The sequence below is a fragment of the Bradyrhizobium sp. genome, from assembly GCF_050014615.1.
In the GTDB taxonomy this organism is placed as follows: domain Bacteria; phylum Pseudomonadota; class Alphaproteobacteria; order Rhizobiales; family Xanthobacteraceae; genus Bradyrhizobium.
Map to the genome: position 1 here is coordinate 17,319 of NZ_JBEKCZ010000093.1, position 11,254 is coordinate 28,572.

At 59.3% G+C, this 11,254-nt stretch carries 9 protein-coding genes and 2 pseudogenes; 9 read left to right on the forward strand and 2 right to left on the reverse strand.

Annotation, left to right across the window (positions count from 1 at the left end; all coding sequences use genetic code 11):
- Positions 1-71 precede the first annotated feature (71 nt).
- From ABR948_RS16145 to ABR948_RS16175, 7 genes are all read left to right on the forward strand, one after another.
- The gene (locus tag ABR948_RS16145; RefSeq protein ID WP_428119588.1) at positions 72-866 is read left to right on the forward strand and encodes an adenylate/guanylate cyclase domain-containing protein; all 795 of its coding nucleotides are present in this window, start codon (positions 72-74) and stop codon (positions 864-866) included.
- 218 nt (positions 867-1,084) lie between these two features.
- Complete coding sequence (locus ABR948_RS16150) at positions 1,085-1,537, forward strand: ester cyclase (RefSeq protein WP_428119590.1); 453 nt, start codon at positions 1,085-1,087, stop codon at positions 1,535-1,537.
- Between the two features lie 301 nt (positions 1,538-1,838).
- Complete coding sequence (locus ABR948_RS16155) at positions 1,839-2,267, forward strand: hypothetical protein (RefSeq protein ID WP_428119592.1); 429 nt, start codon at positions 1,839-1,841, stop codon at positions 2,265-2,267.
- 261 nt (positions 2,268-2,528) lie between these two features.
- Complete coding sequence (locus ABR948_RS16160) at positions 2,529-4,058, forward strand: DUF1254 domain-containing protein (protein ID WP_428119594.1); 1,530 nt, start codon at positions 2,529-2,531, stop codon at positions 4,056-4,058.
- A gap of 106 nt (positions 4,059-4,164) precedes the next feature.
- Positions 4,165-6,123, forward strand: coding sequence for a DUF3604 domain-containing protein (locus ABR948_RS16165; protein WP_428119596.1), 1,959 nt, complete (start codon positions 4,165-4,167; stop codon positions 6,121-6,123).
- A gap of 18 nt (positions 6,124-6,141) precedes the next feature.
- Entirely contained in the window at positions 6,142-7,020 is an 879-nt protein-coding gene (locus ABR948_RS16170; protein WP_428119598.1) for a peptidyl-prolyl cis-trans isomerase, read from the forward strand.
- Positions 7,017-8,039, forward strand: coding sequence for a HupE/UreJ family protein (locus ABR948_RS16175; protein ID WP_428119607.1), 1,023 nt, complete (start codon positions 7,017-7,019; stop codon positions 8,037-8,039). The genes ABR948_RS16170 and ABR948_RS16175 overlap by 4 nt, the downstream gene beginning before the upstream one ends.
- A gap of 79 nt (positions 8,040-8,118) precedes the next feature.
- Here the strand turns inward: ABR948_RS16175 and ABR948_RS16180 are convergent, their stop codons facing one another.
- On the reverse strand, positions 8,119-9,063 hold the full coding sequence (locus ABR948_RS16180) for a LysR family transcriptional regulator (protein ID WP_428119600.1): 945 nt from the start codon (positions 9,061-9,063) through the stop codon (positions 8,119-8,121).
- A gap of 135 nt (positions 9,064-9,198) precedes the next feature.
- Between ABR948_RS16180 and ABR948_RS16185 the strand changes: the two genes are divergently transcribed.
- Both ABR948_RS16185 and ABR948_RS16190 read left to right on the forward strand, forming a co-directional pair.
- Positions 9,199-10,182 (forward strand): aldo/keto reductase, encoded by a 984-nt coding sequence (locus ABR948_RS16185; protein ID WP_428119602.1) that lies wholly within the window; start codon positions 9,199-9,201, stop codon positions 10,180-10,182.
- A 143-nt stretch (positions 10,183-10,325) separates the two neighbouring features.
- Positions 10,326-10,664: pseudogene (locus ABR948_RS16190) on the forward strand (ester cyclase); the annotation flags it as partial.
- Between the two features lie 355 nt (positions 10,665-11,019).
- Here ABR948_RS16190 and ABR948_RS16195 read toward each other — a convergent pair.
- Positions 11,020-11,254: pseudogene (locus tag ABR948_RS16195) on the reverse strand (peptidylprolyl isomerase); the annotation flags it as partial.

Sequence of the window (11,254 nt, forward strand, 5' to 3'; positions counted from 1 at the left end):
CCAACGCGGGAATCTATGATTACGTTATACTCTTGGTAGGCTCAAACGGCCTTTCGATCAGCCGCACGCACATGCCCAAATTCCTTCGTATCGGCGTCCATCAGTCGAACGTTTCCGGATACACGTCAAAGGCATGGTGGATTCGCCGGGTTGGCTCGACGGTTTTGCTGAAGTGGGGCGCGGTCGAGGTCCATGGTGTCGGAGATGGGCGAAAGATCTACTGGACGCTTCCACCGCGGGTGAAAACAATTCGTTGCGGCACCGAGCAGCGTGCCAGGGACTATGCAAAAGCCGCAATCGCGCGGCGACGCAACCATCGCTATGAACCGTTGCCTGGAAAGATCGCGATCCGGCGCCGCCCCGCCAACCGTGGCGCCGAACTCGAACAAACGCTCGCCACGATCCTGTTTGTCGATATCGTCCGGTCCACCGAAAAAGCCGCGCGGCTGGGTGATGCACGCTGGACCCAGGTGATGAATCACTATTACGCCGCCGTCCGCAGAGAACTGAAGACCTTGCGCGGAAAAGAGGTCGTGACGACGGGGGACGGATTGCTGGCGACGTTCGACGCCCCGGCTGCCGGGATCCGTTGCGCGGCCGCAATTCGCGAGGCCGTGCGCACGCTGGGGCTGGAGATCAGGGTGGGGCTGCACGCCGGCGAATACAATGTGAGCGGGGCCGACGTGATCGGGCTCGCGTTTCACATCGGCGCGCGTGTCGCTGCGAAAGCGCGTGCCGGCGAAGTCCTGGTCTCGAGCGCGGTCAAGGATCTGATGCCGCAGTCTGGAATCCGCTTCAAGGACCGCGGCGCTCACCAGCTCAAGGGCGTGCCGAAGCGGTGGCGCCTGTACCGGGTCGAATATTAAGGCGTCCTGCAGAAGTGGACACCGGTTTTGCCATCGGTTCGGTCGTGCGACGGCAGGTGCCGGGAGTTCGCAGACGGAAAGCGGGTGGTTCGGGCGCCGAGAACTCTCTATCGACAGGGTCAGACGCCGAGCGCTGCCGCAATGTCGCACGTTTAGCGTCCAGGCCGGAAGCTTGATGCTTCCTTGTGACAAATCGGAACAAACAGAGAGATCAAGACATGTCCAAGCAAGATGACAACAAGGCCATCGTCGGTCGATGGTTCACGCATTTCTGGGGCAAGACCTGCAATCTCGGCATCGTCGACGAATTAGCCGCGCCCGACATGCTGTTGCAGTATTCGCTGCACGAACCCCGCCGCGGTCGCGATGACATCAAGGCCTTCATGATCGACTTTCGGAAGGCGTTCCCGGATCTCAATTTCTGGGGCGTAGCCGACCTGATCGCGGAAGGCGACTACGTCGTCGGTCGTTGGGCGGGAGGCGGCACGCATACCGGTCCCGCTTTCGATGACTTCCTGATTGGAGGCCTGCCGGCCAACACCGGCCGCAAGATGACGTTCACGGGAACGACCGTGCTGCAGCTTAAGGATGGCAAGATCGTTGAGGAAATCGGTCTCGACGACGGCGTCGCAGCCTTGACGCAGCTCGGCCTCATCAAGAAAGCGGCCTAGTTCATCGGCTCGCAACGACGCGCCCACCGCGCGAAGATGTGAGGTGGCACTCCGAGGAGTGCCGCCTCAGACCCGATCACGGGCCAGACCGGCCGGCTGTTCCTTCCATTCGACGTCAGGATCGGACGCACATTGTCTGACAATGCCGCGCTCTCGCTCGAGGTTGGCGTGCCGATCATCAGGGATTACCCGGTGTACGATTTCAAGACAGAACTTCACGCTTAATGTGACGCACTTAAGCCTAGCGTCGCTTAACGGTCCGTAGATATGCTGCTCGCTCGCCAAATGCCGAAGGACTTCCATGAAGGCGAATTCTGAGAACGCAAGGCCAGGTGTGGCCGCCTATACCTCGCTGCTCGCGGTGCAAATAGCGGGAGCGCTGGTCTTTATCTGGAGAGAGCTGCCCGCGTTCAATCAATTATTGCGTAATCCGGGCCAGCAGCTTCCCTATATTCCCTACGACGATTTGACGACAGCAGGCATTCTGCTGGTCATGCAAATTGCATATTGGTACCGTCTGAGACGCGTTCCAATCCCGTTTCAAGCTTCGAATCCGGTTTTGAGTCACGTGTTCCTGTTCCTGGGTCGTCTCAGCTTCATCTTCGGCGGGGCATTATTTGCGGTGGTCTTCTTCAGGCATCTTCCGGCGCTCGAAGACGATGCCGATGTCCTGTTGATGACGGGACGGGGGGGCTGCTTGGCGGCGCGTTGTTTGCGCTTTTCTGTTTGACCCTTGAACTGGAACGATTGGGGCATGCGCTCGAAGGCGACGATCCGAAATAAGCGGGCCGGTACTACGCGGCTTGTTTCCAGGGATGGCATCTTGTGGCAGCACCACTGACACATCGATGGCGTAGCGCTAGCGCCGATCGGCACAATTGACCCAGTCGACCCGAAGAACGACAATTGACGACAACTTTATGTTGCAGAGATCACTTATTCTTAAGAGGCGGCCCGAATGATCTGATTTGAAACCGTAAAGGAGACAGCAATGACCTTGCTAATCCCGCAACGAACAAGTTTCACCCTTCTGCTCACGGCCACACTCGCACTTTCGTTGGCAGCTACGTTTGCCGAGGCGCAGACCGCGCCGAAATATTCCGCCAAGGTCCCGCCCTACATCACGACTCCGGACAAGGTTGAGACCAGCATCGGCACGCTGAAATTCTTCGACGGGCTACCGGATGCCGAGACCGTACAGAAGGTCTACGACAATCTCGATCGCGCTCGCGGGATGGAGGCGTTTCTCTCAGGCATACCCGCTGCGTCGCTTTACGCAGCTTGCGAAGGAATAAGCCAGGTCGGCGTCAAGCCAAACGCTGCCATCGGTATCATGCAAGACCTGATGGACGCGAGATCAGTCTTTCTCACGGCAAATTCCACGACGGTCTATGTCTTTGGCTGTATAGACCTGAAGGATGGTCCGGTGGTCGTCGAAGTGCCGCCGGGCGTTCTTGGTCCGGTTGACGATGCTTTTTTCCGCTGGGTCACGGACGTTGGATTGACCGGACCGGACAAGGGACAGGGCGGCAAATACCTGTTCGTTCCGCCGGGCTACACCGGCAATCTGCCATCGGATGGCTACCTCATCGTGAAGCCTCCCACCTACAGCAACCTGATTTTCTATCGCGCCTTCGTCAAGGACGGCGACATCGCCGCCGCCTCGAATGGCGTCAAGGCGAAAGCCCGGGTCTATCCGTTGTCCGCCGCCGGTAGTCCGCCGGCGCCAGCGTTCGTCGACTTGTCCGGCGTGCAGTTCAACACGGTTCACGCCAACACCTTCCACTTCTACGAAGAGATTAATGAAGTGGTACAGCACGAGCCCGCCGACGCCTTTGACCCGGAAATCGTTGGACTGTTCGCTGCGGTTGGCATCAAGAAAGGCACGCCGTTCGCGCCGGATGCGCGCATGAAAGGCATCCTCACGGATGCGGTGGCGGTCGCCAACGCAACCGCGCGCGCCATCGTATTCGCGCCGCGCGACGAACGCGTAAAGTTCTACCCTGATCGCCAATGGGCTACCGCGTTCATCGGCGGTAAATACGACTTTCTGCTTGACGGTGAACGCATGCTCGACGCGCGCACGCTGTTCCACTACTACGCCACGGGCATTACGCCCGCGATGGCATTTTCGAAGCCGGGCACCGGCTCGGCCTATGCGTATGCCGGTCGCGATGCCAAAGGCGAGTATCTCGATGGCGCAAAGACCTACAAGATCACGCTGCCCGCGCCAATTCCGGCCGCACAATTCTGGTCGTTCATGGTCTATGACGGACAGACGCGTTCGATGCTGGAAACCGACCAAAAACTTGCGGGTCTCGACAGCAACGACAGGAACATCAAGAAAAATGCCGATGGTTCAGTGACCATATGGTTCGCCCCAAGGGCTCCCGCAGGTCAGGAAGCCAATTGGGTGCAGACCACGCCAGGCAAGAGCTGGAACAGTCTGCTGCGGCTCTACGCGCCGCTGGAACCTTGGTTCGACAAGACCTGGAAGCCGGGTGATTTCGAGCTCCAGTGAGGCATGTTCGACGGCAGTGTGCGAGGTATCAGGTAATGAGTGGCCTCGATATTTTCGCATGAAGGCGGCCCGAATGATCTGATTTGAAACCGTAAAGGAGACAGCAATGACCTTGCTAATCCCGCAACGAACAAGTTTCACCCTTCTGCTCACGGCCAGTCTGATAGCCAACGTTACGGTTTCGGCGTTCGCCGCCGATCCAACTGTAACCACCGACATCGGCACACTCGACCAGGAGTCCGCCGAGAAGGCGTTTCCGGCCAAGCCGCCTTACTCGCCTTATGCGGGCCGCAACTTTCCCACCCGCCCATTCTTCGGCGACACCCACACCCATACTTCATTTTCCATGGACGCCGGTGCCTTCGGAGCGCGGCTCGGTCCAAAGGATGCTTATCGCTTTGCCAAGGGCGAGGAGGTGATCGCGTCGAGCGGACAGCATGCGAAGCTATCGCGGCCGCTGGATTTTCTGGTCGTATCAGACCACTCGGACGGCATGGGATTTTTTCCGCAACTGATGAATGCCGATCCCGTATTGATGGCGACGCCGCAAGGCCGCAAATGGTATGACCAGATCAATTCCGGCAAGGGAGCGCAGGCCGCCATCGATATCATTACCAGCTTCGGCAAGGGAGAACTGCCGAAGGGTTTCCCGACGCCTGGCACGCCTGCCTATCGCAGCGCCTGGCGCGAGACGATCAAGGCGGCGGAAGAGGCCAACGATCCGGGCCGCTTCACCGCGTTTATCGGGTATGAATGGACCTCGAATGCCGGCGGCAACAATCTTCATCGCAACGTCATCTGGCGCGACAATGGCGCCAAGGCCAGCCTGATCGAGCCTTTCACCACCCAGCCACCGCTTGGAAGCCCAAATCCCCGCGACCTCTGGAAGTGGATGGCGATGTGCGAAGAAAAAACCGGCGCCGAAATCCTCGCGCTGGCGCATAACGGTAATCTGAGTAACGGCCGCATGTTCCCCATCGTCGAGTCGTTCACCGGCAAGCGGATCGATCGTGAATATGCCGAGAATCGCACCCGCTGGGAACCGCTCTATGAAGCCACCCAGATCAAGGGGGACGGCGAGACCCATCCGTTTCTTTCACCCAATGATGAATTCGCCAACTTCGAGCGTTGGGACAAGGGAAATCTTGATCTGACCGAATTGAAGAAGCCGGAGATGCTGGAATTTGAATATCTTCGTTCGGCCCTCAAGAACGGTCTGAAGATGGAAGCCGAGCTTGGCGTCAATCCTTACAAGTTCGGCCTTGTCGGCAGTACCGACGCGCATACCGGGCTTGCGGCCGTCGAGGAGGACAATTTCTTCGGCAAGACGTCTTCCTCGGAGCCGAGTGCGGAACGTGCGACGCATCCATTCGTGAAGACCGACAAAGCCGTCATCATGGGCTGGGAACAGACCGCTTCCGGCTACGCCGCGGTTTGGGCAACCGAAAATACCCGTGAGGCGATTTTCGATGCCATGAAGCGCCGCGAGACCTATGCCACGACCGGCCCGCGTATGGTCGTTCGTTTCTTCGGCGGCTGGGACTTCGAGGCCAGCGACGCCAATAACCGCATGCCGGCGAAGGTTGGCTACACCAAGGGTGTTCCAATGGGCGGCGATCTGAACAGCGCGCCGAAAGGCAAGTCGCCTTCGTTCCTTGTCGCCGCACTCAAGGACCCGATCGGGGCTAATCTGGACCGTATCCAGGTCATCAAGGGCTGGCTGGGGAAGGACGGCCAGACACAGGAGCGCATCTTTGACGTCGCGGTGTCCGGGGACCGCAAGATCGATGCGGATGGCCGCAGCAAGATACCCGTAGGCAATACCGTCGACGTTGCGAACGCGACGTGGACGAACAGCATCGGCGCGGGCGAGATGATTACGGTCTGGAAAGACCCCGATTTCGATCCGGCGGTGCGCGCGTTCTATTATGTGCGCGTGATCGAAATACCGACGCCGCGCTGGACCGCCTATGACGCGAAATATTTCGGCGTCACGATGCCGAAGGAAGCCCCGATGACGACGACCGAGCGGGCCTATACGTCGCCGATCTGGTACACGCCTTGATCCGGTTCACGCTTTGAAATGGTGCGCGCCTTGAAATTCGCGTTGCTGAGAGAGCCACTATTCCAGTTTCTCGTGCTCGGCGCGGCGCTGTTCGGCCTATTTCACCTGGTCGACAACAGGAAGGCTGAGGCGCCGACAAGGATCGTTATTTCGTCGGCGCGGATTGCCAACCTCGCGGAAGGTTTCGCCCGTACGTGGCAGCGCCCGCCGGGCGCAGCGGAGCTACAAGGGCTCGTCGACGATTACATTCGCGACGAAGTGTTCTACCGCGAGGGCCGGGCCGCGGGCCTCGACCGCGACGACGTCATCATTCGCCGCCGGGTGCGGCAGAAGATGGAATTTTTCGCTGAAGATGCGTCTGTTCCGGAACCCAGCGAGGCCCAGCTTGCCAGCTATCTCGAGGCCAACCCGGAGCGCTTCAAGACAGAGGACCTCTTCACATTCCACCAGATATTCCTGAGCGCGACGCGGCGCGCGGCGACGATCGATCGCGATAGCCAGCACGTCGCCGACGCCTTGGCGCACGCGGATGCGGCGGTGGACGCCACGGCGCTCGGCGATCCCTTCCTGCTCGGCGGGGAATTTCAGGCGGTGTCCCAACATGAGGTGGCAAGCATATTCGGTGACGGATTCGCCAAGCGCCTGTCGATGATGGAGCAGGGCCGCTGGCAGGGACCGGTCCCGTCGAGCTTCGGACAGCATTTCGTCTATGTCACCGAACGAATACCAGGCGGCCTGCCGCGGCTCGATGTGGTCCGCCAAGCGGTCCGCCGCGAGTGGTCGAATGCGCGGCGGCTCGAGGCGGAGCAGAAACTCTACGCCTCGCTTCGGGAGCGTTACGAAATTGTGGTGGAGATGCCGCCGGCCAAGTCAGCGCAAGTCGAAACCAGCCGATGAAACATTTCGTTTTACTGTTCGCTGTTCTGGGCATTCTGGTGGCGCAACCCGCGCGCGCGGATGAGCTTCGGCCGGGCTATCTGGAATTGCGCCAGACCGACCAAAACACCTACAGCCTGCTTTTCAAGATACCGGCCCGGGGCGAAGACTTGCGGCTGGCGATCTATGTCAGCCTGCCCGAAGGTACTCAGGATCTGGGAGCGCCACGGATTTCATTCGGCGACGGTGCCTATGTCGAACGCCGCACTATCCGTCGGGATGGAGCGCTCACCGGACAGGTGGTCAGCATTGAAGGTCTTTCGGCGACATCGACGGACGTCCTGGTTCGCATCGAAACCCTTGCCGGCGCGATACAGACCGAGCGGCTGTCGCCGACCAGGACCGCGTTTGTCGTTCAGGCCGCACCCGGCGCGGGAGAAGTTGCGGCGACCTATCTGCGCCTTGGCGTTGAACACATCCTGTTCGGCTTCGATCATCTTCTGTTTGTGCTGGCGCTGGTGATCCTTGTCAGGGATTGGCGACGTGTCGCCATCACCGTGACGGCCTTCACTATCGCACACAGCATCACGCTTGCAGCGGCCACGCTGGGTTTTGTCAACGTTCCCGGTCCGCCGGTGGAAGCAACCATCGCGCTCAGCATCATGCTGGTTTCCGTCGAGATTCTGAATGCACGAGCCGGAAAGCCAAGCTTGACGGCGCGTCTGCCGTGGCTGGTTGCCTTCAGTTTCGGTCTGTTGCACGGCTTTGGCTTCGCCGGCGCCCTGGCTGAGGTCGGACTGCCGCAACACGCCATCCCCGTCGCGCTGCTGTTTTTCAATGTTGGCGTAGAGATCGGACAGCTTGTCTTCGTGGCCGCAGTGTTGTCGTTGATCTGGTCATTACGCAGTGTTGCGTCACAGCTGCTGGAGGCTGCTGCGGTCAGGCGAGCCTTTGACCGGCTCGATGTCATCATCGGCTATGGCATAGGCGTCGTTGCGGCCTACTGGCTGATTGAGCGGACGACCGCCTTTTTTGCATGACGCGGTCATGCGTTCGGAAGCGTGATTTGCCCGACGGGCACCGTTCGCGATTTCGTGTTCCCTCACACCCCCGGGCGAATCATGAATTCTGACGAAGCGCTTTTCGCCTGGAAATGAAGGACTTTTGAGAGATTGGCCCACGGTACCGTAGCGCCTTTACCAGCACGGCAAAGGCGGGGCTTGGCTGCCGGTTGGGGTAGTAGAGATGATACCCGGTCATGAGCGGCGACCAGTCCGCAAGGACTCGCACAAGGCGGCCTGCCTTCACATGCGCCTGCACTACGCTCTCGGGCAGATACGCCAGACCAAGACCGGCTAAGGCGGTGTTGAGGATCAGCGGGATAGCATTGAATGAAAGCGGCCCTTCGGCCCGCACCTTCAGCTCACGCCCGTCTTTGGCAAACGGCCACGACCAGAGGCCACCCGACGTAGGAAGCCGCAGGTTGATGCACGCGTGAGCGGTCAGGTCGTGTGGGGTATCCGGCTTGGACCGCCGGGCGAAGTAGGACGGCGTACCGACGAGAGCTTGCCGGAAGTCCGGCCCAATCCGTAGGGCGATCATATCCTTGGCAACTTGTTCGCCTAGACGCACGCCCGCGTCGTACCGCTCGGCCACAATATCGGTCAGGCGGTAGTCGTTGATGATTTCGACCCGGATATCCGGGTAGTCCGTCAGAAGCCGGGACACGGCGGGCGCAAGGATCGTCTCTGACGCGTGTTCGACCGATGTAATACGCAGGCTGCCCGCAGGCTTCTCGCGCATGGCGGTTAGGGCCGCCAATCCAGCCTCTATCCCATCGAAATGCGGCCCAACGGTTTGAACGAGGCGCTCGCCCGCCTCGGTAGGCGCAACGCTGCGGGTGCTACGTGTCAGGAGCCGCACGCCAAGGCGCGCCTCTAGACCACGTATGGTGCGGCTGAGGGCCGGTTGCGATACGCCGAGTTGCGCGGCGGCACGGGTGAAATTCCGCTCCCGCGCGACCGCGAGGAACGCGATCAAATCCGTGACGGTTGCCCGCTCCATTCATACCCTGTGGTTATAGGTCTAAGGCAAATATACCCTCTAATCACATGGATTCACAGCGCCTAGATTGGCCAAGGGCGGAAGGAAAATAACCTAAATCGCCCGAGAAACTCGGAGCTTCGGAAGGACTAGGTCGTGAAAACACGGAAACTGGGAGCGCTCGCAGTCTCGGAAATGGGCTTCGGCTGCATGAGCATCAGCGCCAATTATGGACCGGCTGCCGACAAGACGCAGGGTATCAATGTCATCCGGGCCGCCCACGAGAAGGGCGTCACTTTCTTTGACACGGCCGAGGTTTACGGGCCGTATGTCAATGAGGAGCTGGTCGGCGAAGCCCTTGCGCCGATCCGCAACCATGTGAAGATCGCCAGCAAGTTCGGCTTTGCAATCGACGGCACCATTGGCTTGGATAGTCGTCCGGTGCGCATCAAACGTGTGGTCGAGGAATCGCTCAAGCGGCTGCGGACCGATCACATCGACCTCTACTATCAGCACCGCGTCGATCCCGCCGTGCCAATCGAAGACGTGGCCGGAGCCGTCAAGGAACTGATTCAGGCAGGCAAAGTGAAGCACTTCGGGCTATCAGAGGCGAGCGCCCGCACCATTCGTCGCGCCCATGCCGTGCAGCCGGTTGCGGCGGTGCAGACCGAATATTCGTTCATGCAGCGCGACCCCGAACATAACGGCGTCCTGCAAACCTGTGAGGAGCTTGGTATCGGTTTCGTGCCGTGGGGGCCGGTCGGCCAAGGCTTCCTCACGGCGAAGATCGACCGCAATGCGACATTCGATCCCAACGCGGATATGCGCTCCGCTTTCCCGCGTTTCACCGCCGAAGCCATAACCGCCAACCAGCCAGTGATCGACCTCCTCAAAAAACTTGCCGAGAAGAAGGGGGCCACCCCTGCTCAGATCGCACTGGCTTGGGTGATGGCACAGAAGCCGTGGATTGTGCCGATCCCGGGAACGCGGAGCTTGGACCATCTCAGTGAGAACGTCGGCGCGGTCAATGTTGCACTGACCTCCGATGATTTGCGCGACATCGGCGCGGCCTTGACCGCGATCACCGTCAAGGGTGGCCGCATGAACAAGGAGCAAATGCAGCAGGTGGACCAATCCTAACCTTGGCTGCTGCCGTGCGCTGCTGGGACCGCTGAAAACGACGTCTGGGATTTTGGGGATTGAAAATGTCGGGCAACAACAACGTTGAGTTCATGAAAAAATTCGTCGAGTTCATCAACTAGGCGAGCGAAAACCTCGCCCAGGAACTCGTATCGCCGGAGGCCATTTTTCATGTGCCGGGGCGTCCCGAGCCTATGGTCGGTCCTGCTGGCTATCTTATGATCGTCGGGATCATGCGAGGGGGCTTTCCAGACATTCAGTGGACGGTGGAAGAGCTAATTTCTGAGGGCAACAAGGTTGCGGCGCGGTTCACGATGCGCGGGACTCACCGTGGGCAGTTCATGGGCGTTCCGCCGACAGAAAAGCCGATCACCGTGCAGGCGTTGAATATCTACCATCTGAAAAACGGCCAGATCGTCAAAGAGTATGGCTCCCCCGATATGTTTGGACTCCTAGCCCAAATCGGGGCTTTGCCGCTTTAAGGAACGACATCTTAGAAACGCATTTGGCTCGCCGAGTTGGCGAGCATTTTCGTTTCCGGCTCACCTCTCAAAACTCAGTCTTGATTACTGCCTCTCAAAAGGTCGCAGAGCCTCAAGTGTCGCAGAAATCGAGATTTCTGCACCAGAAATTCGATCTAACAATTCCAACGGGTTGGCCCGTGCAGAAAATAGGTGCAAATCGCTGCGCATGTCGCTTCATGGCACTTTTGAGACATTCCGACCGACTCCGTGCATGTCTGCTTATCGGGATAGACCGGAAGTGATCAGCCCAAGGTCAAACCGACGCCTTTGACCCAACTCGGACGTTACAAATTACTTCCGGCTAGAGTTGTTTCTAGTAGCGCACCCTGACCAGACTTGTTCGGGCCATGTCGGCCTTCATCCGCTGCTTGAGGGTGTCGGGATGGATACCTTGGCTTTCAAGCGATTTCGTCAAGTGTTCGGGCGTGATACGCATTCGCGAGCACATCCTCAAGTAAGCGCGGTCAACTTCAGCGTCAGTTGAACCCACGCCGACCATTTGGGCTTTCTTGATTACGTCTAACTCGCCGCTCAGTTCATTGAGAATA

Bases quoted from the DNA above. Each gene is read 5' to 3' on its own strand.
- ABR948_RS16155 (WP_428119592.1), top strand. From the start codon at position 1,839: ATGAAGGCGAATTCTGAGAACGCAAGGCCAGGTGTGGCCGCCTATACC.
- ABR948_RS16145 (WP_428119588.1), top strand. From the start codon at position 72: ATGCCCAAATTCCTTCGTATCGGCGTCCATCAGTCGAACGTTTCCGGA.
- ABR948_RS16170 (WP_428119598.1), top strand. From the start codon at position 6,142: ATGGTGCGCGCCTTGAAATTCGCGTTGCTGAGAGAGCCACTATTCCAG.
- ABR948_RS16180 (WP_428119600.1), bottom strand. From the start codon at position 9,063: ATGGAGCGGGCAACCGTCACGGATTTGATCGCGTTCCTCGCGGTCGCG.
- ABR948_RS16175 (WP_428119607.1), top strand. From the start codon at position 7,017: ATGAAACATTTCGTTTTACTGTTCGCTGTTCTGGGCATTCTGGTGGCG.
- ABR948_RS16150 (WP_428119590.1), top strand. From the start codon at position 1,085: ATGTCCAAGCAAGATGACAACAAGGCCATCGTCGGTCGATGGTTCACG.
- ABR948_RS16160 (WP_428119594.1), top strand. From the start codon at position 2,529: ATGACCTTGCTAATCCCGCAACGAACAAGTTTCACCCTTCTGCTCACG.
- ABR948_RS16165 (WP_428119596.1), top strand. From the start codon at position 4,165: ATGACCTTGCTAATCCCGCAACGAACAAGTTTCACCCTTCTGCTCACG.